Source organism: Bacillus sp. SIMBA_074, assembly GCF_046534555.1.
Classification (GTDB): domain Bacteria; phylum Bacillota; class Bacilli; order Bacillales; family Bacillaceae_G; genus Bacillus_A; species Bacillus_A mycoides.
The window spans coordinates 47,225-70,818 of sequence record NZ_JAWRYM010000019.1; the positions used below are offsets into that span (position 1 = coordinate 47,225).

Below are 23,594 nucleotides of genomic sequence, written 5' to 3' on the forward strand. Positions count from 1 at the left end.
CTCCCTCTTTCTATGCCCAAAAGCCGAGTTCTTTCGAAATGCGGTATGCTGTTTCTTTCACTTTCGCAGTAAAATATGAAATGTTACTTTCGCTATACTCAATTGCCAATCCCGAAATACTAATGCCAGCTACAACAGTTCCATCATTTGCAAAAATTGGTGCTGCTATAGCCGCTGTATGATTTTCTAATTCAGAGTAGCTAATTGTGTACCCTTCTTTTTTCGCCATATGTAATACTTCTAACAAATGCTCCTTATTCACGATCGTTCCATCCGCAAACTGTTTTAAATCTGTTTCCTCTACGTACTTTCTTTTCTCTTCCTCAGAAAAATACGATAGTAAAATTCTCGGACATGCACCCGCATACAGTGGTGCTCTTCTTCCAACCGCCGTATAAACACGTACTGGCTGAGCTCCTTCCATCTTCTCAACATAAATTGCATCGTTACCATCTTGAATAATTAAATTTACTGCTTGCCCTAAACTATCTCTAAGCTCTTTCATATAAGGTATCGCAATATTTCTTACGGATAATCTTTGTGAAACAAGTTGACCAAATCGTAAAAAAACGACTCCGAGACGATACTTTCCCTTTTCTGTTTTTTGTAAAAAATCCATTTCTTCTAACGAGCCAATTAAACGATAAACAGATGTTTTCGGCATATTCGTAAGCTGAACCATCTCTGTTAAACTTAGCTCTTCATGCTCATAAAACAACTCCAAAATATCCATTGTCTTAACTGCCGTTTTATTTATACTCATCCTATCTCCTTTTTGTTCCGAATTTCGGAACTATAATTCCGTTTTTCGAAACAAACATATAATTTAAAATTATAAAATATTCTTTCAATTCTATCAATATATTTTTGCGTACATTCTCTAATAAAGTTTGTCAGTCATTTAAAAAAACGTAAATAATTAAATGCATTTGTAAATTTTTACATTAAGTTATTACATTTCTAATATTTTTATTTATTATGGTATATGTACAACAAAATGTGAGGAGTGTTTCTTTTGAAAAAACTGCTAGTGATTCCTGCAATTATGTTATCTTTTTGTATAGGTTATAATGTTACATTTTCAACAAACGAAGACACTACTGTACACGCTCAAACTGCCCAACATCATTTAATAGCTGACGAAGAAATTCATTTTTTCGGATCAAGTAATTCTACTTTAAACCATTTTGACGGAAATGACTTAAGCGTTCTTGTAAAAAATATAGGCGATTCTACTTTTAGTTATACTTTATATAACGCTAAAGGTTCTTGGATGATTGACGGAACTTTACAACCTGGCGAACAAGCTATAAGTGAATTCAGTACACATTGGAGTGATTGGCTCCCTGACGGTGAGTATAAAATTAACTTTAGAAATAACGACGGTTCACTTTCCAAAGTTCAAATTGTAGCAAAACCAAAAATTTAAAAATCTCGATTTTCCATCTTGAAGTGAAAATGTATATAAGCACAAACAAAAAAAGTATGGAAGAATATTTCTCCCATACTTTTGCTTTACTTTATAACGCTCTCACTTGTTTCAATGGCCAGAAAACAGCTTGTCCTTTTCCGACAATTTCATCTTCTGAAATAAATCCAAACATACGACCGTCTTTAGATACTTCACGATTATCTCCTAAAACAAACACTTGGCCCTCTGGCACTTTCGTTTTCCCTGTGATTTGTTCTAACGTAAAATCAGGAGTTAATAAACGACCTGACGCCTTTTCTTTAAATTCTTTTAAATACGGTTCTTCCATCGCTTTTCCGTTTACATATAAAACATCATCTTTATACTCAACTGTATCACCTGGTAAACCAATTACTCGTTTTACTAAATCGTACCCTTCTTTTCCGTGGAAGACGATAACGTCAAAACGATCTAACCCGCTTATACTATAACCAATTTTATTCACGAGAACTCGCTCATTATTTTCTAAAGTTGGCATCATCGATTCACCTTGTACTAATGACGGCGTAAATAGCACCCCACGAACGATAAAGGCAATCGCAAGTGTAATACCTATCGTCTTAATCCATGAGATCAATTCTTTCTTCGTATTTGTCTTCATCGTCTCTCCTCTTTCTTAAATACTTACTTTATTATTTCAACTAACTCTTGTACTAACTTTAGGTCAATCTCAGAAAAACATGACTTACCTTCTCTAACCGCTGTACCTACATGCGCCTGCGTAATTCCAGTTTCATCTAGCAATTGTTTTACATTCTTTTTCGTTACTCCGCTTCCGACAACAAGCTGTATATTCCCTTCACTTTCCTTTTGCATTGCTGCAAGAACCGGAATATTATCTACTACATTTCCTTGTCCACCTGAAGTTAAAACGTGAGTAACTTTATTGAATTTCTTCAAAACTTTCATCGCTTCTACTGGATTTTCTGTATCATCTATCGCACGGTGATACGTTACATTTATTCCATCTACAACAGATAATAACTCTACTAATTTCTCTTCATCAACTTCATTTTGTTCATTTAACACACCTAATACAACACCAGCAGCTCCAAGATTTTGAGCAACTACAATATCTTCTTTCATCATTTCAATTTCTTCTTCCGTATATGTAAAAGACTTCGCATGCGGACGAATCATAACATGAACTGGTATTTGCACTGCTTCTACTGCTTTTTTTATAAAAGCATAGCTCGGTGTTAAACCACCTTCTGTATATGATGAAATGAGTTCAATTCGATTTCCACCAGCCTTTTCAATTCGCTTCACATCTTCTAAACAAGTTGCAATAACCTCTAGCATGAGATAACCTCTTTTCGTACTTTTTTCTTATTATACAGTAGGTGAAATAAGAAACATAGCATTCCACTATAAAACTATAAAAAGAAGAATGAAAAGAAAGATTTATTGAATTGATAATAAATATCATATATGTTATGTTTTTCTTAAAATTATACATTCTTATATTATTATAACAGGAAATGAATATATGATTCTTACAAAAAAACGGTTCGTTATCTCTAGTTCATTTATTGTAATTGCATCACTTTGCGCGATTACTTTATTAACAAAACCAAATACAAAACTAGATTCCTCAACTTCAAGTATAGAAACAGAAACGATTACCCTTTCATCAAGCAATAAAGAAGAAATCCAAACATTTCGTTCATCTTCATTTAACAACTCAACTGTATTCAGAGGCGATACTGGTACAGGCTTTGACTTTAGTGGCCAAGGTGACTTACATATTACAATTAAAAATACTAGTACAAACAGTTTTACCTATTCAATTAAATTCAAAGAAGATCGTTTAGTCAAACACACGTTACAGCCAAATGAAAGTGAATCCTTTCCTTTACGTTCACTCATCGCCAATCCTTTACCAGGTGAGTATTCATTATTTGCACATAATCAAGACGGTTCTGAAAGTAGTATGAATCTTGAAGTGCAGCCACAATAGAACAAAATAAAAAGGCTATCCTCTTATCAAAAGGATAGCCTTTTTATTTTGTAAAACGAGAATTCCCTCTTCTTTGAACAATGACATAATACATGGAATTATATCAACGATTCAACATAGAATACCGATTCACCGACAACGAAAAGCCTGTTCCTGAACGGAACAGACTTTATAATTCTTCATTACGACCGAAACGCCGCATCCGCCAGCATAGATAGTGTTGCATCATCCATCGGCGGATTGTGTAGTCCTGCTCTTACGTTTAAATAATAACGATGAAGCGGATTTTTTTCTGATAAACTTTTCGCCCCGACAATACGCATTGCTTTATCTACAATAGATATCGCCGCATTTGTTACCGCGTATTTCACTGCCGCAAGTTCGGCTTGCAATGATAATTTATCTTCTGCCTCATCGTATTTTTTCGCAATTTGATATAAAAAGACACGAACTTGCATAAGCTCAAGTTCTAATTCTCCAACTAACCTTCTAACATTCGGTAATAAACTTATAGAATGATTTAAACTGTTTGGCTTGTATGATACCGCAAACTGAACTGCATAATTTCTTGCTGATTGTGCAATTCCTAAATAACATGCTGGTATATGTAGCAACCAGCCAATACCCTTAGCTTTAACTTTTGAACCCTTTATATCAGTGAAAAAGCGATCTGGTATCTCTACATTTTGTAAAACGAGATCATGGCTCGCAGTTCCTCGCATTGCGATGCTATCCCACGTTTCTTCAATTGTCACGCCTTGCGTATTCTTTGGAATGACAAACTCTCCGATATCTTCCTGGCCTTCAATACTTGCTGAAATGATAAAATAATCAAGTACTGGTGCCATTGTCGTAAACGTTTTTCTTCCATTTATAATCCACTTCTCACCTTTTTTGACAGCTAACGTCTCTGGTTTCCCGCCGCGCGTAGGACTACCTGTATTCGGCTCTGTCGCTGCTCGATTAAAAAGCGCACCATTACGTACTTCTTCACAAAACCAAGTGAACATTTCCTCATTCCAAGAACGATTTTCAGCTAATTCCTTTACAATGCCAAGGTGCCATCCAATCGATAATGCGGTAGCACCGCAGCCTTCTGCTATTTTCTCTTGAAATAAAACGAAGTCATATAAAGAAATCGCATTGCCTCCCAATTCTTTTGGCAACGTTAATTTCGTATATCCGATATCTTTCAAATTATTAATATTTTCATACGGAAATGATCCTAATTCACTTAGTTGATGCTCCCTTTCCATGAACTTCGGAATCAATTTATTTATTTGTTCAATAACTAAAGATTGTTCTTCTGTTTCAACAAATGAGAGTGCCATACTATAATCTCCTTTATCCCGCTATTTGCGGGCAGTAAAACTCCCACCTCAAAATTCAGGTGGAGAAAAGAAGTTAGGTGGGAGTCGGGCTACCCGTAAACGCCCGATTGGTGAAGGCTAATAATCAGTGTGGGATGCCCCCCCACTGATTAAAGTTTCACTTTATGTCCGATTCATAAACCGTTCATTTTGTCATTATGATTATATGAAGTTACTTCTCTATTGTTTCACTATTCCGATAAAAATACAATGCTTTTGAACAATAAGAAAAGTTCCTATAAAAAAGATAGGTTCTTTTCTTATATTAATCCCCTTTCAATGCCTTTAATGGCAAAGAGGTTACATATCCAATATACGAGCATAATTCTTTAAAAAAGAAAGGGATTTCTGTATCTAACGTTTTATACGCTGACGTTGGAGTTGGTGATGCATACGCTTCAATTTTAATATGTTTTGCAATTTTCATTGCACGTTTCATATGAAGTGGATCACTCACAATCGTATATGTGCGTATTCCGTTCTCTATTCCAACTTGCTTTGCATTCTTTAAATTGTCCTCTGTGAAAAGGGATTTTGTTTCAATTAGAATATCCTCTTCTTTCACACCATGTTTCAGTGCATACACTCTAGCAGTACGCGCTTCCTCAAGCTCTGCCTCAAACTTTGTACCACCTGTGAAAATAATCTTTTTAATATTACCGTTCTTATATAAGGAAATTGCATGATTAATTCTTTCTTTAAATACAGGAGATGGTTTTCCGTTCCATGAAGCTGCTCCCAGCACGATACCAGCATCTGTCTTCACACCATCATCTGTTTTAAAGCGATAACTCCAAATATCGTAAGCTGCATAACTTACATATAAAATAATAGAACAAATCATAAGCAAGAATACTTGCAAGATTCTTCTTTTCTTACTTTTCTTATTTTCTTTCATTTATAACTGCCTCCGTACATCATCCATACTTCTATATAAAAACGTATATATCAAATCATTTTGTTTGAATTTGTTTAAAAGAAGGAATTTTTCTTATCATATATATGCATTAAAGGGTTTTCATTTAAAATTGAGGATTATCAATTCATTTTTCGTTTGCGGTTTTCATTACATTTGTGTAATTTATAAGTTTATTACCATACAACTACATTGTAACGAATTTTTTATCATAATGGAATGATGAAACAAAAGAAGTAACTATTTTGTAAGAAAAAAGGTATATTTTTCATCTTGACGATCAATACACCTTTCTTAATATGAATTATCGTTTTTCTTTATATGACTCTAATTTTTCTAATAACCTTTCCTTTACAGCTGGCCATTCATTTGCAATTACACTGTATACAACTGCATCTCTAACATGTCCACTCGGCAATTTTCTTTCGTTTCTAAGTACACCCTCTTTTACTGCGCCGAGGCTTTCAATTGCTCTTTGTGCTTTTTCATTTCGTGCATCCGTCTTAATTTGTACTCTCCGCATATGCAATTTTTCAAAAGCATATTGTAATAACATATACTTACATTCTGTATTCATACTCGTACGTTGCACACTCGGGTCATACCACGTTTGCCCTAATTCCACTGTCTTATCTTCAACTGAAATGTTATATAAGCGTGTACTCCCTACTATTTCATTCGTCTTTTGATCAACAACAACAAATGGCAAATCCTTCCCTGCCCCATAAGCTTTTATCGCCTTTTGAACATATTGCTGCATATCTTGAACAGTATCCATTTTAGAGATTAAATACGCCCAAATATCTCGATTTCCTTCCACGATTGAAAACATTTTTTCGACATCATTGCTATCCATTAACCGTAACTTTGCTCTTTCGTGAATTACTTCCATTTTTAAGCCCCCTTTGTTGTAACTATATCATACCCCATTACCGTTTAATCGTTATATAAAAACATATAATTATATTTATGTTAAGGAATAAAATATATCTTTTAAATAAAAAATGCGATGCCTTTATTCAAGCATCGCACTCATAAATTGAATTGAAATTTACTTCTTTTCCATTACCGCAAAATAATTATTTTCGCTATCTGCAAAATTAAATATTCTACCTGAAGGCATATTTACAATTTCTCCGACTGTAACGTTTTTGTTTACTAAATCACTATATAAACTATCGAATTCTTTTGAGAAGAACATTAAAGAAGGTGTACCAAGATTTAACTCCGGCTGCATTTTAGCAATTAGTTCCTTATTATGGAGAATAATACTTGTTTCAGCTTCTTTAGTTGGAGCAATTTCAATCCATCGCATTCCTTGACCGTTATCTTCCTCTGAAATTACAATAAATCCTACTTTTTCTGTCCAGAATTCCTTCACTTCATCTTGGTTATTTACATACAACATGATTTGACCAACATTATTAATCATTTATTTTAACGCTCCTTTATAAACAATTTTTATTAAACTCCATACACTTACACCTAATTATCACCGAAAATAAAGTTGCGGTACAAAAATCTATTTCAGCGACTCCAATCGCTCGTTCAAACGATCCCAAGTTTCGGTGATACCTTGTAGCATGCCCATGTCCATAACAGTCTTAAGAGCTTCTTCGGAAACATATTCTGCACGGTTTATTAGCTTTGTCTTTCCACCTAAATCGATGAATTCCAATGTCATCTCGGTTGACGGCATAGAATCATTTACATTGCCTTCAGCATCTGAAAAGTAATCGGTGTAGACAATTTTCTCTGGCTCAATAATCTCTTTATAAACTCCTTTTCCCCATGATTCCATACCAAAAAATTGCCCCAGGTTCTGATCGACACACTTCATACAGTAGTGCCAAACGCCTCCCGGACGGAAGTCGACAGTGCATGTTGGAATTTCCCAGCCCCTTGGCCCCCACCAGTGTTTCAAATGCTCTGCTTCTTTAAACATACTGAATACAAGATCACGCGGTGCATCGAAAACACGCTCCAGTACCAATACCCGATCGTTCTCTACTCTTGATACCATTGTATTGTTTGACATTTTAATTCCTCCTTAAATATGAACTGATTTTATGACTTTTCCTTGTTTTGCAATTCCTTCAAATACTCATCTAAATTATCGAATCTCTCTTCCATCACACGCTTAAATGACTGCACCCAACAATCAAGTGCTTGGAAAGGCTCAGGTCGGAGCTTGTAAATCCGGCGATTAGCTTCAGCCTGAACTTCCACAATCCCTGTATCGCTTAACACTTTTAAATGTTTCGAAGTTTGTGGTTGCCTTAATCCCAAATGTTCGGCGATTTCCCCAACGGTTAAGGGACCGTCACGCAAGAGTTCAACGATATTCATACGATTCGGTTCAGATAAGGCATTCAGCGTCGCCACGTTCACGCCCGGAATTTCACCCGACATATCACTCACCTCATTAAGTGATGGTCTCCGGTTGTAACACATCAATATCATCACTAATATTATCTTCTTGTTGAATTGATTATAACCATCCGGGAATATTCCTGTCAAGGAATATTCAAAAGATAAATTCACACTAAATGCGGCTTTTACTTTGAAATAAAGTGAAATTTTAATTCATGTTTTTTTATTTCTCTCCACTGGTTATTATTTCGCACTAACTACGATTTGACGGTAAATAAAAAGAAGTCATTTGAATCAAAATGACTTCCGCTTTTATTGAGTAAATATTCGTTTATACAAGTCAGAAAACTCGGTATATTCAGAACTTGCGTAGTAGTTTAAAGCAACAAATAAGCAATCGGCGTAATAATCAGCAACGTTAAAATCGTTCTTTGCACATATAGAATAATAAGTTCAGATACTTTTAACGGAATATCTGTTGATAATATACAAGGAATTGAAGCGGAGAAAAACAAAATAGATGATACGGAAACAACCGCAATAACAAACTTTGTCACAATTGGTGCACTTACAACTAAAAGAGAAGGTAAAAACATTTCTGCGATACCAACGGATGCCGCTTTAGCAGCTAGTTCTGCTTCTGGTAATTGTAATAGCCATGTAAACGGATAGAAAATATAACTAATCCAATCAAATATTGGCGTAAACTTTGCTAAGACGATACCAATTAATCCTACTGACATAATTGATGGTAAAATCCCCATCGTCATAATGAATCCATCTTTTAAATTCACTGCGATATTTTTCATAATACTTGGCGCAGATTTCGATACTTCTAATGCATCTTCCCAAGCTCGCTCTAACATTTTCTCTTTATAAACGGGCTCTGGGAACCCTTCTTTCGTAATATATGTATCTGGTTTTCTACTAAGTGGTGGGATTCTTACGGTGATAGCAGTCACGATGAATGTTACAACAAGCGTAGTCCAAAAATAAACATTCCATAAATGCATAATGTCTAGTGTTTTTGCGATGATGATCATAAATGTTGCGGATACTGTTGAAAAACCTGTTGCGATGATTGCTGCTTCTTTCGTCGTATACTTTCCTTCTTTATAAACACGGTTAGTAATTAATAAGGCTAACGAATAGCTTCCTACAAATGAAGCAACCGCATCAATTGCTGATCGCCCAGGTGTTTTCCATAACGGTCTCATAATTGGACGACAAAACGTGCCGATAAACTCAAGCAATCCGTACCCGACTAATAACGCTAAAAATGCCGAGCCAATTGGAACGAGTAAACTTACTGATATAACTAACTTCTCATACAAAAACGGTCCAACATCTGGCGCAAAGAACCAAGCTGGTCCTACTTTCAAACAATATAATACGCCGAAAACAACACCTACTACTTTTAAAATAGAAAAACAAATGTCTACAATAGATGCATTCCATTTCTTCGTATAAAATGGATAAATCGCACCAATTATCATTACAAGTAGTGCGTAATATGGTACTACAGAAGGAACTGAAGTCCGAATCCACGATACAATATGATCAATCATAATAGACGAAGCATCGTTTATCGTAACAGGAACAAAAAACATAAACACACCAACTAGACTAGCAAGTATAAACCGAAGTATAATCCCCTTCTCTCGCCCTGTCTTAATTACATTACTTTTTAATTCAATTTCACTCAAAATTAGACACCTCCTGTTATCTAAATATTCTGTATAATAACGTCAGATCCCTTCTTTTAATTCTGAATATTTAATCATGTAAAAAAGCCTATTTTGAAATATACAATCAAAATAAGCTTTTTCTATTACCTCTTATAATCATCCACAATTACTTGAATGACACGATAAGATTCTTCTGCCACTATCTTATTACTAGTCTTATTCGCATCATATGTAATTAACGCCTTCCAAAGTGCCCATCCTCTCGCTCTATTCCACGTTCCTTCATCTATGCGCAATACTTCTTTAAATACGTTTCTACTATTCTTATCAAAAAATGTCCATGCCATCGCTGCATCACAAGCAGGATCTCCTACTCCTAAAATACCAAAATCAATTACGGCACAAAGCTTTCCCTCTTTAACAAGTAAGTTCCCTGGCGCTACATCTCCATGAACCCAAACTGGTTTGTGGTCCCATGTTGACCGAAGTGCTAAATCCCAAAGATGCTTTAATAATGTCTCATCAAAAACATCCTTATTATTTTCAATAGCCACTCTCGCTTCTTCATCGTATACAGATATAAGCCCGCCTCGGTAAAAATTATGTTCTCCAGCTAATGGCCCATTACTCGCATCAATTGATTGTAACTCTATTAAAAATGAGCCTAAGTCCGCCGCAAATTGATCTAAGTCACGAACATTTTCTTTCGTGACTGTCTCTCCCTTGATCCACTTATTAATAGACCAAGGCCATGGATACTCTTCAGTCGGATTCCCTTTCGCAATTGGTGCAGAAATTTGTAAAGAAAGTCCCTTACTTACTATAGGTAACCAAGTGTTTTCTTTCTCTACTTGCGGTGCATATGCTGCATCACTTGGCAATCTTACACTCATCTCATCCCCTAAGTGAAACGTCCTATTATCATGCCCACTAAACTTTACAGGTTTCACTTCTAAATGGGCCCATTCGGGAAACTGTTGTTGTATTAACTTTTCAACTAAACTTACGTTAATTTGATTCATTCACTCTCCTCTTTTCTTTTGAAACTTACTAAGTCCATCCGTACTGCCAACATAGTCAAAACCACTTCTCTTATAAAAATCATTCAATATACGATTATGCCGGACGCAATCTAACTTCAAATACTCTTTGTCATGTTGCACATTCTCTTCTACCCACCGTATAATCCATTCTCCTATTCCATCCCCCTTATACTTCCGTTTCACCGCAAATCTATGAATATATAATGAATTAGAAACTTCCTCTTTTCCAAAAATATGTTCATCCCATTCATTTTGTTTAGGAGAAGCTGTAACCGTACCAACTATTTCATCTTCTTTCATAACAACATATGTATATTTCTCTCTTATACATTCTAGTATTTCAGCCGTAGCTTCCTCTCCTAAAAGATACTGCCACTGATCCACTTCTTTATATTGTAGCCATTGTGCTACTTCTTTTAATAAAATGATAATACTATCACTTTGATCTTCAGTAGCAATTCGAATTGTATATTCTTTACTTATATTTCTCTCCATATTGCCGTTCCCCTTTCAAATTGCTACCATACTGACATACGAGTCCTTCCATCATTTTCATCTGTAATATATTCTACATAAAATCCTTGATTCAGTGCGTTTTCATATATCATTTCAATCTCTTCTTGGTTTTTTGCATAAATTTGTATGTAATCACCATCCGCTACTAATACGACTACTTCACACTTACTCTTCTTAAATTCTTCATATGTTTCAATTTCTCCTAGTACTTTCCCTTTTGGATATGCTTTTAAGTCTACAAATAAAAGATAATATATGTTATCTTTTATTAGCTTTTTTAATTCTGATCCTTCCATGATCTCGTTATCTTCTGAAAATAATTCTGGACCTAATTCATTCCCTATTATTATATAAGCTTCCTCCCTTCCCATGACTTGCCAATCAAATGCAGTAATATCAATTGGCTTTAACACTTTCCAAAGTAAATTATCATATCCATCTAGAATATCTACTGTAATCCCTCTTTTCATATGTCTGCTCCTAGCTTATTTATTTTTGTTTCATACATTATATATCAAATTTAATTACTATATTTTGTCGATACCTATGCACATCATAAAAAACCGCTCCACTACTAGTGAAACGGTTTCCTTCTGCTTACATTTACATATCTTATTCAATTGTTGCACTGCGTTTTAAAATAATTTCTAATATGTTCAGCACATCAGCCATTCATTTTTAACACTCACTTCGACTTCACAAAATAATATAAAAACCACACCGCATGATTTTGTTCATCTGCTGCTATTCTGCGCAATAACTCTTTCATAGATGCATCTGCTGCTTCATCTGAAATTTCCAAGTAAAAATCTACGGTCTTTTGCTCATCTTGTATAGCGAACTCTAATCCCTGTAAGTACGTATTAGGACAATTTTCCGTAATCTGTGGTTTCGGCTGTCTGCCAGTTAAATTCGTATAGATTTGTACAAAATGATGAAAATGCCTTATTTCATCATTACGGATTTCAAGAATTTGTTTTTGTTCTACTTGATTTGGAGCCATGTTAGCTAATTTTGCATAGCAGCTTATAGCGCTATACTCTCCGTTTATAGCTTTTTCAATATCACTAATTAGCTTATCATCCTGTCTATACCAATCATCATAATTCGAATTATACATCGTATCCCCTCCATTATTTCGCATAACATTTTATGCATTTTGAAATAGTAGGAGCATGTATATATAAAGGGACAGCAAATACTAGTTCTTCACTCACCTTTAAAACATCGAAAAAGCCTATCTATCATTGAATTATTCCCCTATCGATTTCATCACAAAAAACCGCTTCACTACTAGTGAAACGGTTTTTATTTCTTAAGCATTTAATTCAGTTTTGTGTCCCTTTACCGCACTACGTTTTAAAGCACTTCCTAGTATGATAAACATACTTACTACTCCAATCCAAACGAGCACTGTAGTAGGAGTATCCCAAGTTAATCCTTTCCCAAAGAAGAATATTTCCCTGAGACCTTCTATCATGAATCTCATTGGTAACCAAGAGTAAATCCAATCTCGATAAAACGAGGACATCATTTCAGGCGCTAATGCTAATAGCGGTGCCCCAAAGAAAAGTAATAGAGCGAATATACCTATACCCTTTAGTCCAACTAATGAAAGGACCGCCGAAATCATTAAGAAGAAACTAAAAGAAGTAATTGATAAAAATAAAGCCGTATCTGTGAAATTCGTGATATTTAATCCTACCATTCCATCAGCTATCCATGTAAGACCATATCCAATTACAAGCGCCGCAATAGCCCCCACTAAAATTTGTTTTACTTTTAATATGAAGTTTTCTTTTCTTGTACCTACTGGCATTTTACTTATCGCAATAAAGATAATTGCTGTGCTCGCTAAACTTGCAATCCATAACGGCTGGAATAAAGACATTGGCGAGTTACCATTCGCACTATTTTTGCCGATTTCATTCACATTTATCACTTTCTTCGTAATAGGTGTTACTACATTTGAAACTTGGTCTGCTGTTAATGTAGTTCCTTTTGCTTTCAATCCTTCTAATAGTTGTGTACGAACAGTATTGTTCATATTATCAACTACTCCATTTAACATTTGCCCCGCCATAGTTGATGCTGCTGTATTCATTCCTTGATTGATGAATATTTCTACCTCTGGCGAAGATGGCTGTGTTGTTCGTAATGATGCTTGTTTTGTGCTAAAGTCTTTCCGAATAACTAATGCTGCATAATATTCTTGATTATTTAAGCCTTTTTGAACTGCTTCTTTATTTTGCACTTCTACCCACTTTACCGCAGGTTCTTCCTCTGATTTTGATGTCTTTTTCATATTATCAACAATCGTTTGCCCCATATTCATCTTCGGTTGATTCGGAATTTCTACTCCTTGATCCTCATTTACAATTGCGATTGGTAAGTTTTTCGGCTTAGGTTGAACGGTTGGAAATAATGTTAATGAAAAAATAAAAACAACAAGTAGTGCAATAACTGGAGATAACAATAAAAGTTTGTTTTTAAACATTTTCTTTTCTCCTCCTTTAATTTGATTTATAATAACCAACAACGTGTTGTTTATTTATATTTGAATTATATGTTCGAGTTGAACCTTATACAATAATCAAAAATCGTGAATGTGTCGGTTATAAGACACATCCTTGAAATGTGTTGGCTAAAATTAAGGAGGGACATACTTTGCGCGATAGTAATTTAGATTTACGTGTTATTCGTACGAAAACTGCCATACGAAATGCATTAGTGGAATTAATTGAGGAAAAAGGTTTTGACGCCATTACAGTGAAAGATATTACTACGAAAGCAAACATAAATCGTGGTACATTTTATACACATTACCAAGATAAATTTGATTTAATGACAAAATGCCAAGAAGAAATTATGTATGAATTTTCTAGCATTGCTAAACAGAGATTACCGGAAGTTATTGCTGATCTTGGATCAAGCCCTTCCCCAACAATGCCATTTATACTTATCGCTTCTATTCTTGAATTTCTAAATGAAAATAGTGATTTTATGAAAGCTGTACTAAGCCCAAAAGGAGATTTATCTTTCCAAATGAAACTGAAAGACTTTATGTGGAAAACACTATTTGAAGATACGAATGGTCCTCTCATTAATAAGGAGAATTTACTTGTCCCAAGCCAATACTTAGCTTCTTATATGGCATCTGCTCATATAGGTGTCATTCAACAATGGTTAAATAATGGACAAAAAGAAACACCTGAGGAGATTGCTCGTATTTTATCAACAATCGCAGTTCATGGACCTTTTTATGCGGCTGGTTTAAAGAAATAAGTCCGCTATATAATAAAAGATCATCCACTATAATAGCGGATGATCTTTTATTTCATTACAACACTTCAATATAGCCTTCTGTTCCATGTACCCGAATTCGCTGTCCGTCTTTTATTAATTTCGTAGCATTCTCTACTCCGACGACTGCTGGTAATCCATATTCACGTGCAATCACTGCCCCGTGAGTCATAAGCCCGCCAACTTCGGTGACTAACCCTTTTATAGACACAAATAACGGTGTCCAGCCCGGGTCAGTAAAAGCAGTAACTAATATATCCCCCTCTTCTAAATTCGCATCTTCCATGTTTAAAATAACGCGAGCTCTTCCCTCAATCACTCCTGAAGAAACAGGCAAACCTACAATGGCTTCAGCCGGAAGATTTTCTCGTTTATATTTACCTGTAATGATTTCTCCATCAGACGTCATAACGCGGGGAGGCGTTAGTTTTTCATATAATTTGTACTCATTTTTTTGTTTATGAATAAGCTCGTAATCCAGTTTATTCGTGCGAACAACTTCGTGAAGCTCTTCAAAAGTTAGATAGTATATATCATCGACTACATGAATGACACCGCTCTGCACGAGTTGCTCGGCTTCTTTCAATATTGCCTGCTTATATATGAAATAGCGATTAATCATACCGTATTTTGGATATTCACGATAACCGATAAAATTCCGGATGTTACGAATCATTCGCTTCGTCTCTTCTACTTTTTGTTTACCATCCGGCAAATGCTGCAATCGATCTACTAACTCTTCTTCTTTTTTCAAAGCTTCCTGCAGTCCTTCTTCAAATTTCTGTTTACTAGCACCATCTTCAAAATCTCTTATATTATTTAAAATCATTGGGATAATGGTTGTTGGCTTTTCACTCCAGCGCGTTTTCGTAATATCGATTTCTCCGCTACATCTCATTCCGTATTTATTTAGAAAAGTTAGAATGGCATCTCGAGCTTTTTCTCCGCCTTTAAATTGAACTAATTCATCTAAAAAGTTATCATTTTCTACATGTTGTAAATACGTAATAACTTCTGGATATGGCCGAATCACATCAGCAACATCGAGTAATGCTAGCCCCATTTCAGACGTAATATTGTTTTGTACTGATTGAGAAAGTGTGTCTGCTGCATTCTTTTCGCCTAACCATTGCTCCATTTTTTCATTGATCCATGTTGAAGCATCCATACCTGCCATAATGACAGCCATACTTTGCGGATGAAATAATATTTTCTTTAATTGCTGCATATCTTCCAAAATAAAATCAAGTACATCCACCCCTGATTTCGTTTGCATGTTTCGTTTTAACTCTTCAATTGATGCTTGATTCATTTCTATTAAATCCGTAACGATTGCTGGATTGTTTTCGACTTGTGGTTGCGAACTTGCAGGTGGTCCACTTTTACCAACACTCTTTTCTTTTTCATCATCTGGTAACAATGTAATAAAATCATCTCGCTCGACTACAGTCGTTAATGCATCTTTAATAAGCGGTTCCGAATTCCCTATCATATTTAATAAAAGTTCTCTACTAGTAGGCGAAGCCAATCTTTGTGCAACATCAACAAACAACCTTCCTCCAGCTTGAAACCTCTGTCCAAAAGATGTTAACTGGAATAAAGACATTCCTAATGGCTTCAAGGGATCGGTCATCATTTGCTGGTGACCAACCGATACATACACATGATTTTCCCCATCATTTACTTCTGGTATTGGATATAAAGTCGTGATTGGGCGACTTTGGACAATATAAAATGTATCATCCACTAAACACCATTCAATATCTTGCGGACAACCAAAATAAGCTTCAATCTGTCTTCCAATCTGTGCTAGTTGTAAAATTTGTTGTTCAGACAATGTTTGAATTTTTTGCTGAGCCAGATCAACCTGTTTCGTCTCCGTTCCGCCCTCTTTTAAAGCATAAATAGCTAATTTTTTAGTTGCGATCATCTTTTCGGTAATTTCGCCTTCTTTTACTTTATAATTATCGGCAGAGACCAGTCCTGATACTAACGCCTCACCAAGTCCAAAACTGGCATCAATTGATACTACCTTTCGGTTAGAAGTAACCGGATCAGCAGTAAATAAAATTCCCGAAGCCTCAGGGAAAACCATTTTTTGAACGACAACACATATAGAAACTTGATTATGTTCAAAATCATTTTGCATGCGGTACATAACTGCTCGCTCTGTAAATAAAGAAGCCCAGCACTTTCTTACATGCTGCAAAATCGCTTCTTTACCGATAATATTTAAATACGTATCTTGTTGACCAGCAAACGAGGCATATGGTAAATCTTCAGCCGTAGCACTAGAACGCACGGCATACGCATGTTCATTTCCAAAACGTGAGAGATAATGAGCTACCGCTTCCACTACTTCAGAAGGGATTTCTACTGCCATAATGACTTCTCTAATCTTCTTACTAATTCCACCAATTTGGACTCGCTCTTCCATTTTCAACTTTGTTAGCTGCTGCAACAAAGTTTGAAGCTCGTCATTTTGCTCGATGGCCTTTTCATACCCTACCGTTGTAACACAAAAACCTTCTGGCACTTGTATACCTTGAATGTTTGATAATGCCTCTAAATTCAATCCTTTTCCGCCAACGAGCGAAAGCTGCGTTTTTTCTATTTCCTGAAAATCGAGAACGAAAGAACTCATTTAACATCTCTCCTTACTGTGCATGTGTTCTTGATTGTAGCAGTAGTAAATAAGAATAAACAGTCTATTTCGAACTTGATTTACATGATATAATTAAGTTAGGAAGAGATATTCCTCCCCTCTAATTCACTTCAACTACATCACCAAACTTAAACATCCTTTGATTATGAAAAGCATCGGTACAAGTAATCGTCTTATTTAATGGATTTATATCAGCTACTGTTATGTAATTTTTATATAGATAGCCATTTTTATAATATGTAAGTAAAATCTCTTCTTCACCTAAATATGAAATTAACAGCTTATTTTCAATCCTTTCTTTTGCATCTTGCGTTAAAATTGGACGTGGGATTTTTGTTTGCTCCTGTATCATGTCTTTAATACAGATGAACTGCTCTGGCATACTAGCAAACGGTTGCCACTTTACCATTCCTCTTCCTTTTGGCATATTAGCATTCTTCACGATTTGTGCCCTCCTAATAATGTGTTTCTGTATCTTGCTGTTGCAACGCTTGTGTAGGAAATGCCACGTAAAATACTGTTCTTACCAAATCGTGTTCGAATTTCGTCCATAACCTTCGTTAATCGCATTTCTTTTTCCCTTTGTATAATGTTATCGAAAAGTGAAATTTGCTCTTCTCCTTCATGTATTAAATTTGTTAACGATATACTTATCGATCGAATCGGCTCCCCTGTATGCCGCTCGTATAAAAAATATGTACAAACATTATAAATATCCATCGTTAAATTTGTTGCTCTATTTAACGTATGTGCCTTTCTTATTCCCCCGCCATATTCCTTGCTATACCCGACTGAAAAATGTATCGTTTGCGCGTATTTCTTTTCCCTTCTCAACCTATAACAAACTTCTTCTATATGCTCTAATAAAATAACTATGAACTCTTCTATCGAATAATCCCGTAATAATATTTGGCTTTTCGCTATAGATGTTGTCGCTGGAACGTATTTCTCTGCTATTCTGCTAAAATCAATCCCGTTACTATGTAGATGTAATTCTTCCCCTATTACACCGAAAGATTGCTTTAAATATTTCAAAGGATACTGAGCTAATTCTCCAATTGCATGTATACCTTTTCGATTCAATTTCATTTCGGTTTTATACGATATACCCCAAAATTTACTGAGCGGTCTTATGCTCCATAACTTCTCGGGTATATCGTCATACGTCCACTGTTCTATTCCATCTTTATTCTTTTTTGCCTCAACATCCATCTCTACTTTACTCAATAATAAATTCGGACCAATACCAATCGTACTTTCGATCCGTGTACGTTCATATATTTCTCGCTTGAACTTTAATGCGAATTCGCACGGATTACTCGCAAATAAATGAATACTTGCGGTCATATCCATGAAAAACTCATCAATTCAGTTGTCAATATTTTTTCTTAATTTAATACACTATTTAAATTTAAAAGGGAAGCCAACGGTTATGAAAAAATTGAAAGAGCCTTGCTACAATATAAATGTAGCAAGGCTCTTATATTTTTATATGAAAATTAAACCACTTTATTATGATTTTAAATATACACTTTCATCAGAATTAACAAAATAATGATCTTTCCTATATGAAACTGCCTCTCTAGTCGCAATTAGATTCTGTCCATGTAAAATATCAATTCGATAGAAATCAGTACGATAGTTTCGTCTTATTTCCGTAGCTTGAAAAAAGCTTAATCAAAATTGATTCTTTGTTGTTTGAATGAACGTTTCAATTTATAAAATCATTTCAAAAATACTTACTCCAGAACTTATAGTTTGAAATAATTTCTAAATATTTTTTGCATCTCTGCTTTTAAAGATTCTTTTACTTCATCCTTGAATTCATCCTTGAATGCACCCTTGAATTCATAACCGCCAAATCTAAATATTGTATACCCTTTCAATTTTAATTTTCTATCGGATTTCATTTGCTCTGCGTACAATCTAGTTGAGGCAACATTTATATTATCGGGATTTTTGTACGAATAGTGCTCAATTCCATCGATTTCAATAACAATTTTGGTGTTTTTATTTGGTATAACCATAAAGTCCATCGTATATCTATGTTCAGGAACTATATTTAATTTTTCTAAATCACTTTTTGATAAAATTGGTGAGTATGAAATAGTTACTTGCGGTAAGATTGCAGGATAGTAATCATCTTTATAAAGGGAATAATATTCATCAAAGAAAAATTTCTCTGGTTCATTACATACACTTCTTAGTTTTCGTATTAAATCTTGACGTGTTTTTCCATTCCGTTTTTCCCACCATTCAAATAATTGTCCCCAAGTAAGTCCATCTTCACTTATATTTTCAGCAAATACCATATATAAATCTTTTAGATCATCAATTATTGTTAAATCACTTTCAACAACATCCTTTATCATCAATTGAATCTTTTTTTTCTTTCTGCATTCTTCAGAAGTGCAAAAGACTATATACCCCAATTTTTTTTCTTCAAGAGAATCTATTACTTCCATTAATTTCTTCTGGTCTCTCTCAGACGTACAAAACTTTCTAGCTAATTCTATATACTTTTTTGGCTTGCGGGGATTATAGCTACCAATAATATTCTTAATAATATCGATGGATTTTACATACTGTAAATCCGCAGGATTTCCATCGGCATCTTGATTTTTTATGAATAAATCTTTTTCTTGAAGAGAACCCCCTTCCGCAAGATTCTTAAATATCTCAATTATCTTTTCTTTATCTTCTTGTTTAGTTATATCTGAGATACATTTTCTGTTTAATTGCTGGGCACATCCGTTAATAATTAAATTCAGTAAATCTTGATATATAGGATAACTTTCATCAGCTTGATACAACCATTCCTCAATCTGTTCTGTCCCATGATACGGATAGAATTTTCGGACTATATTCCTTTGGATATCTATTAATTCATCTATCGTATAGATTTCATCATCATATTCCCCTAAGTTTTCCTCTATATATGTATGCTTTCCTTTTCTTTGATCATATGTGAAATTTTCCTTTATCCCAACACTTTGACATGCTATTGGAAGTCTTGTTTCACGTATGAGACTAAGTGACGATATGATATTCTCCACTGATGCATTCCACATAGCGGATTCATCTAAATATTTAATTTGCATTTGAATGTCCTCCTTTAATCTATTACTTTCTATAAATTCTAAGACAGATAGTTCATACTCACATTATACTAGTATATATAATCATACTGAAAAACAGTTTGAGGTTCTATCTACTTTTATAGATGTCTAAATTATTTGTTTAAGTCTTTAATTAAAGTTTAGTTTAAAGCAAAAGTTACTTCTAAATTGGCAGTTAAAATGTCCTTATTTTTCTTTTCTCCCTCCTTTCCAATGTCCCTTAACAGAAGTACCATCTATTCTTTTATACCCTGGTACCCAAAATTCATTGTCATATGTTTTACCTTCAACGTTCCATCCTCCCCTTGTATGTTGTTTTTCTTTATTTGTAACATGGTTGGCTGTATGATCTATTGCTATATCCAACGTTTTAACTAAAGTGTCTTCAAATCCATTGGTTTTATTTTTTTTGCTCGCTAATTTTTTTAGTATTAGTTTTGATCCAATCTGTAATAATGGAACCCCAACTTTTTTGAGAGGTTCTTCATGTTTTTTTATAAGTTCGCATCCTTTTCCAAGTAAACGTTTGAAATAGTTTGATTTGTTTTCATTTGATTCTCTAATTAATTTAAAATTTGGCTTTAATTCCGCGTTATTCTCTATTGTACATTTATCTGTATATCCTTGAAATTTATTTTCATTTTGCTTATCAATTTGATTAATATTGATATTATTTGTTGTAATTATTCCTCTTTTTGATTCGTATTTAACAACTTCATTTAACTTTAAATCATTAAATGAGAGCGGATAAACCGATTTCCGCTTAATTTTACCCACTGATTTTTGAGCGTTATTTAGCAATTGAAATACTTCTTTTGTATTTGTAGGAATATTAGATGTTCTTTCACTTGGTAATTCTTCTGTTGCTACATAATGTAAAAAATCATACGTGATTGTTGTTAAATCAGCACTTGTAAACTGTGGCTGCAGGATTTTTTTATTTGGATATTTCTCTTGTAATTCTTGTTTTCTTTTCCTTTGCTTTTCAGTTAATTTTGTTGAGTTTGCTTCACTCAAGACGCCATATGCATCATAAAAAGCAATCTCTCTTTTTTCATTACATATACGTTTGAGTTGATTGAGCAGATAATCTGCACTACCTGTTTTCACGTCAGGACCTGGATAGCAGTTGTAATTATCCCCAACCTTAACAATATGTAATAAATCGCATTTGGAGGTGGAATCTGGATTCACTATTGTCATCACAACATTTCCTTCATTTACAAAAGTATTGTAATTAAGAGCTATTATCCATTCTGTAAAAAAACCTTTCCACCTTGAATAACTAATCCCTTCATACTGGTTATTAGGATTAAATTTAAATTTTAAAGTATCTAATGGTGAAAAGCTTTGTGAGACTAGCTCTTCAGCTCTTTTTTCAGTCAAATTATTTTGGTACTTTAACATTGCTACTTTAATAGCTTCTTTATATGGATCGGGTATAATAAATTGTTTAGTTAACAAAATACAAACTTGTTCTCTTTTTTCTTGAGATAGAATAGTAATTTCCTCTAGCATAGTATCCCTGCTTTCAAACTATCTAATCATAAAAATAAACCAATATTTAAATTGGTTTATTTATCCTATTTTATTATTAATTTTACAATCTCTACATTAAAAGAACAATAAGTTATATGTAAACAATGTAAAAATATAAATACTGTAGCTCTTTGCAGTAGTTAAAACCCTTTATATAAAGCCTTTAAACTAAAATTTTATTTCTTGCAGCCCATCGTTTAAGTATTTCTTCATCTGTACAGAACCTCATAGAATTTTCAGAGAAGAGAAAACTAATTGTAGTATCATTAATTTATTATGTACTTCTGGTCTTAATATTGTTGCTTTTTGGTTATTTTCAGGACTCTTCTGTGCATAACGGCTATAATGGCGGACAAAACTTCAATAAGAGTAAGGGATTTTGTTATTCGCCCGGCTTCCCGCTTCGTATTCATGATATAGGAGAGAAAGAATAATGTTAGGCTTGGCCAACTCTTTATGAATGTATTCAAAATAGAGTGGTTGCCTCCTGGAAGCTTCCATTGACTTCTCTGGAAATAGAAACTCTTCATCACATTATCCTTAATTATTGATTTAAAACCGGTAATTATTTTATTTTTAAAATAATTACTATCCATATGCATAACCTAATACATCCCTTCTAATAATTAGAAAAATTCTCTATACACTATTGGTTATATACTTTAAACCAGTTGTAGCCATATCCCTCAAAGATAAATGAAACGGATTTGTTATAAATTAATTCTTTATACTTATATATCTAACTATCAATAAAAATTTAAGTTAGTATTCTTATACATATGTATCATCCCTATTCACATAATTCTTCAAATCATCAAGGTGAATACACTCATTCATATCAAAATAATTTATTATACTACTTGTTAAAGTATTTAGCCCTTCTACATCTATTTCCTGATTAAGAAACAAATTCAGTAGTTCTTCATGACCTTTATGTAAGAAAATTATTCTCAGCTGTTCTAAAGGATTACCATTAAAAATAAATGCTTTAAAATCTACCAAATATAACAATAATTCATCTGTAATTAAATCCATATTTTTTGAAGCTTTCAAAATTGGTTGATACATTATGTTGGACTCCTCACATAATTTATCCTCATAACCAAACCTTTGAAGTTCTTTGGATAAAAGTGGATGATGGGTACATCCGTTCATGATCCTTTTATAAATCAATTGAACTTCCTCACAACTACAATCTTCTTTTAGCATTGGTAGCTTTGCTCCCTGTAGTACTAAAATATAATGCATTATCTCATGCGCTAACGTTAATTCCACATCACCTTTATTTGGATTAAATTCAATTACAGCACCTTTTTTTCCATATTCTATTCTTCCCCTACTTTCAGAGGTTTCTACAAATCTAAGTTCTTGATAACCAGATAAACTACTACAGAAATCAAGTAAATTAGAAAATCTTGCACTCTCTTTTTTCAACTTTTCTACACTTTGTCTTCCAAAATCATAAGCATTCAATTAAACCCCTCCACTTATTGTACAGAGATAATAAAGTTGTTTAAATTACAATAAAGTCATTTAAAAAATAATATAGTTGTTTAAAAATCCTTCTTCTACTAACGAGGCAGGTTAGTGGAAGAAATAGCAAGTGGGTTTAACTAGGAGAAGTGTCTTCT

23 protein-coding genes and 1 pseudogene are annotated in these 23,594 nt (G+C 34.1%); 3 read left to right on the forward strand and 21 right to left on the reverse strand.

Annotated elements, in window-relative coordinates; translation table 11 throughout:
* Nucleotides 1–10 precede the first annotated feature (10 nt).
* Nucleotides 11–763, reverse strand: a complete 753-nt coding sequence (locus SB773_RS19410) for an IclR family transcriptional regulator (RefSeq protein ID WP_060750360.1) — start codon at nucleotides 761–763, stop codon at nucleotides 11–13.
* 252 nt (nucleotides 764–1,015) lie between these two features.
* Here SB773_RS19410 and SB773_RS19415 point away from each other — a divergent pair, with 252 nt between their 5' ends.
* On the forward strand, nucleotides 1,016–1,429 hold the full coding sequence (locus SB773_RS19415) for a hypothetical protein (RefSeq protein ID WP_410591510.1): 414 nt from the start codon (nucleotides 1,016–1,018) through the stop codon (nucleotides 1,427–1,429).
* 91 nt (nucleotides 1,430–1,520) lie between these two features.
* On the opposite strand, the gene lepB is transcribed toward SB773_RS19415, so the two are convergent.
* Together lepB and SB773_RS19425 are read right to left on the reverse strand one after the other, a co-directional pair.
* Nucleotides 1,521–2,072, reverse strand: coding sequence for a signal peptidase I (gene lepB, locus SB773_RS19420; RefSeq protein ID WP_060750358.1), 552 nt, complete (start codon nucleotides 2,070–2,072; stop codon nucleotides 1,521–1,523).
* A gap of 23 nt (nucleotides 2,073–2,095) precedes the next feature.
* Nucleotides 2,096–2,773: a copper homeostasis protein CutC gene (locus SB773_RS19425; protein ID WP_410591513.1), complete on the reverse strand. Its 678-nt coding sequence runs from the start codon at nucleotides 2,771–2,773 to the stop codon at nucleotides 2,096–2,098.
* Nucleotides 2,774–2,960: 187 nt separating this feature from the next.
* Here SB773_RS19425 and SB773_RS19430 point away from each other — a divergent pair, with 187 nt between their 5' ends.
* Nucleotides 2,961–3,431 carry a hypothetical protein gene (locus SB773_RS19430; protein WP_410591515.1) on the forward strand — a complete coding sequence of 157 codons (471 nt, stop codon included), beginning with the start codon at nucleotides 2,961–2,963 and terminating at the stop codon, nucleotides 3,429–3,431.
* 182 nt (nucleotides 3,432–3,613) lie between these two features.
* Here SB773_RS19430 and SB773_RS19435 read toward each other — a convergent pair whose 3' ends face one another.
* The 12 genes from SB773_RS19435 to SB773_RS19490 form a co-directional block, all read right to left on the reverse strand.
* Nucleotides 3,614–4,762, reverse strand: a complete 1,149-nt coding sequence (locus SB773_RS19435) for an acyl-CoA dehydrogenase family protein (RefSeq protein WP_328057379.1) — start codon at nucleotides 4,760–4,762, stop codon at nucleotides 3,614–3,616.
* A gap of 304 nt (nucleotides 4,763–5,066) precedes the next feature.
* Nucleotides 5,067–5,699, reverse strand: a complete 633-nt coding sequence (locus SB773_RS19440) for a YdcF family protein (protein ID WP_002033016.1) — start codon at nucleotides 5,697–5,699, stop codon at nucleotides 5,067–5,069.
* Nucleotides 5,700–6,021: 322 nt separating this feature from the next.
* Complete coding sequence (locus SB773_RS19445; protein WP_131245573.1) at nucleotides 6,022–6,609, reverse strand: GNAT family N-acetyltransferase; 588 nt, start codon at nucleotides 6,607–6,609, stop codon at nucleotides 6,022–6,024.
* 159 nt (nucleotides 6,610–6,768) lie between these two features.
* Nucleotides 6,769–7,149, reverse strand: coding sequence for a VOC family protein (locus SB773_RS19450; protein ID WP_000609551.1), 381 nt, complete (start codon nucleotides 7,147–7,149; stop codon nucleotides 6,769–6,771).
* Nucleotides 7,150–7,239: 90 nt separating this feature from the next.
* Nucleotides 7,240–7,755: an SRPBCC family protein gene (locus SB773_RS19455; protein WP_328057378.1), complete on the reverse strand. Its 516-nt coding sequence runs from the start codon at nucleotides 7,753–7,755 to the stop codon at nucleotides 7,240–7,242.
* Nucleotides 7,756–7,784: 29 nt separating this feature from the next.
* Nucleotides 7,785–8,129, reverse strand: a complete 345-nt coding sequence (locus SB773_RS19460) for an ArsR/SmtB family transcription factor (RefSeq protein ID WP_131245571.1) — start codon at nucleotides 8,127–8,129, stop codon at nucleotides 7,785–7,787.
* 338 nt (nucleotides 8,130–8,467) lie between these two features.
* Nucleotides 8,468–9,796 (reverse strand): YjiH family protein, encoded by a 1,329-nt coding sequence (locus SB773_RS19465; protein WP_410591520.1) that lies wholly within the window; start codon nucleotides 9,794–9,796, stop codon nucleotides 8,468–8,470.
* Nucleotides 9,797–9,921: 125 nt separating this feature from the next.
* Nucleotides 9,922–10,800: an aminoglycoside phosphotransferase family protein gene (locus tag SB773_RS19470; protein ID WP_410591522.1), complete on the reverse strand. Its 879-nt coding sequence runs from the start codon at nucleotides 10,798–10,800 to the stop codon at nucleotides 9,922–9,924.
* A complete protein-coding gene (locus SB773_RS19475; RefSeq protein WP_002084694.1) occupies nucleotides 10,801–11,316 on the reverse strand; it encodes a GNAT family N-acetyltransferase in 516 nt (171 codons plus the stop codon).
* A 23-nt stretch (nucleotides 11,317–11,339) separates the two neighbouring features.
* Nucleotides 11,340–11,807, reverse strand: coding sequence for a DUF2691 family protein (locus SB773_RS19480; RefSeq protein ID WP_002084693.1), 468 nt, complete (start codon nucleotides 11,805–11,807; stop codon nucleotides 11,340–11,342).
* Nucleotides 11,808–12,022: 215 nt separating this feature from the next.
* Complete coding sequence (locus SB773_RS19485; RefSeq protein WP_410591525.1) at nucleotides 12,023–12,457, reverse strand: ferritin-like domain-containing protein; 435 nt, start codon at nucleotides 12,455–12,457, stop codon at nucleotides 12,023–12,025.
* A gap of 195 nt (nucleotides 12,458–12,652) precedes the next feature.
* Entirely contained in the window at nucleotides 12,653–13,834 is a 1,182-nt protein-coding gene (locus SB773_RS19490; protein WP_410591527.1) for a YhgE/Pip domain-containing protein, read from the reverse strand.
* A gap of 170 nt (nucleotides 13,835–14,004) precedes the next feature.
* On the opposite strand from SB773_RS19490, the gene SB773_RS19495 reads away from it, so the two are divergent.
* A complete protein-coding gene (locus SB773_RS19495; protein ID WP_060750343.1) occupies nucleotides 14,005–14,622 on the forward strand; it encodes a TetR/AcrR family transcriptional regulator in 618 nt (205 codons plus the stop codon).
* A gap of 55 nt (nucleotides 14,623–14,677) precedes the next feature.
* On the opposite strand, the gene ppsA is transcribed toward SB773_RS19495, so the two are convergent.
* From ppsA to SB773_RS19525, 6 genes and pseudogenes are all read right to left on the reverse strand, one after another.
* Nucleotides 14,678–17,284 carry a phosphoenolpyruvate synthase gene (ppsA, locus tag SB773_RS19500; protein WP_410591529.1) on the reverse strand — a complete coding sequence of 869 codons (2,607 nt, stop codon included), beginning with the start codon at nucleotides 17,282–17,284 and terminating at the stop codon, nucleotides 14,678–14,680.
* Between the two features lie 121 nt (nucleotides 17,285–17,405).
* Complete coding sequence (locus SB773_RS19505; RefSeq protein WP_060750341.1) at nucleotides 17,406–17,747, reverse strand: YolD-like family protein; 342 nt, start codon at nucleotides 17,745–17,747, stop codon at nucleotides 17,406–17,408.
* A pseudogene (locus SB773_RS19510) lies at nucleotides 17,744–18,673 on the reverse strand (DinB/UmuC family translesion DNA polymerase); the annotation flags it as partial. The gene SB773_RS19505 and the pseudogene SB773_RS19510, both read right to left, overlap by 4 nt.
* Before the next feature lie 383 nt (nucleotides 18,674–19,056).
* Entirely contained in the window at nucleotides 19,057–20,406 is a 1,350-nt protein-coding gene (locus SB773_RS19515; RefSeq protein ID WP_410591532.1) for a PDDEXK family nuclease, read from the reverse strand.
* 204 nt (nucleotides 20,407–20,610) lie between these two features.
* Nucleotides 20,611–21,942, reverse strand: a complete 1,332-nt coding sequence (locus SB773_RS19520) for a type 1 periplasmic-binding domain-containing protein (protein ID WP_410591534.1) — start codon at nucleotides 21,940–21,942, stop codon at nucleotides 20,611–20,613.
* A gap of 792 nt (nucleotides 21,943–22,734) precedes the next feature.
* Nucleotides 22,735–23,436, reverse strand: coding sequence for a hypothetical protein (locus tag SB773_RS19525; RefSeq protein ID WP_410591536.1), 702 nt, complete (start codon nucleotides 23,434–23,436; stop codon nucleotides 22,735–22,737).
* Nucleotides 23,437–23,594 lie beyond the last annotated feature (158 nt).

What these genes read in the sequence shown, in the direction of transcription:
- SB773_RS19410 (WP_060750360.1), bottom strand. Translation starts at nt 763, where the DNA reads ATGAGTATAAATAAAACGGCAGTTAAGACAATGGATATTTTGGAGTTG.
- lepB (WP_060750358.1), bottom strand. Translation starts at nt 2,072, where the DNA reads ATGAAGACAAATACGAAGAAAGAATTGATCTCATGGATTAAGACGATA.
- SB773_RS19425 (WP_410591513.1), bottom strand. Translation starts at nt 2,773, where the DNA reads ATGCTAGAGGTTATTGCAACTTGTTTAGAAGATGTGAAGCGAATTGAA.
- SB773_RS19430 (WP_410591515.1), top strand. Translation starts at nt 2,961, where the DNA reads ATGATTCTTACAAAAAAACGGTTCGTTATCTCTAGTTCATTTATTGTA.
- SB773_RS19435 (WP_328057379.1), bottom strand. Translation starts at nt 4,762, where the DNA reads ATGGCACTCTCATTTGTTGAAACAGAAGAACAATCTTTAGTTATTGAA.
- SB773_RS19440 (WP_002033016.1), bottom strand. Translation starts at nt 5,699, where the DNA reads ATGAAAGAAAATAAGAAAAGTAAGAAAAGAAGAATCTTGCAAGTATTC.
- SB773_RS19445 (WP_131245573.1), bottom strand. Translation starts at nt 6,609, where the DNA reads ATGGAAGTAATTCACGAAAGAGCAAAGTTACGGTTAATGGATAGCAAT.
- SB773_RS19450 (WP_000609551.1), bottom strand. Translation starts at nt 7,149, where the DNA reads ATGATTAATAATGTTGGTCAAATCATGTTGTATGTAAATAACCAAGAT.
- SB773_RS19455 (WP_328057378.1), bottom strand. Translation starts at nt 7,755, where the DNA reads ATGTCAAACAATACAATGGTATCAAGAGTAGAGAACGATCGGGTATTG.
- SB773_RS19460 (WP_131245571.1), bottom strand. Translation starts at nt 8,129, where the DNA reads ATGTCGGGTGAAATTCCGGGCGTGAACGTGGCGACGCTGAATGCCTTA.
- SB773_RS19470 (WP_410591522.1), bottom strand. Translation starts at nt 10,800, where the DNA reads ATGAATCAAATTAACGTAAGTTTAGTTGAAAAGTTAATACAACAACAG.
- SB773_RS19475 (WP_002084694.1), bottom strand. Translation starts at nt 11,316, where the DNA reads ATGGAGAGAAATATAAGTAAAGAATATACAATTCGAATTGCTACTGAA.
- SB773_RS19480 (WP_002084693.1), bottom strand. Translation starts at nt 11,807, where the DNA reads ATGAAAAGAGGGATTACAGTAGATATTCTAGATGGATATGATAATTTA.
- SB773_RS19485 (WP_410591525.1), bottom strand. Translation starts at nt 12,457, where the DNA reads ATGTATAATTCGAATTATGATGATTGGTATAGACAGGATGATAAGCTA.
- SB773_RS19490 (WP_410591527.1), bottom strand. Translation starts at nt 13,834, where the DNA reads ATGTTTAAAAACAAACTTTTATTGTTATCTCCAGTTATTGCACTACTT.
- ppsA (WP_410591529.1), bottom strand. Translation starts at nt 17,284, where the DNA reads ATGAGTTCTTTCGTTCTCGATTTTCAGGAAATAGAAAAAACGCAGCTT.
- SB773_RS19515 (WP_410591532.1), bottom strand. Translation starts at nt 20,406, where the DNA reads ATGCAAATTAAATATTTAGATGAATCCGCTATGTGGAATGCATCAGTG.
- SB773_RS19520 (WP_410591534.1), bottom strand. Translation starts at nt 21,942, where the DNA reads ATGCTAGAGGAAATTACTATTCTATCTCAAGAAAAAAGAGAACAAGTT.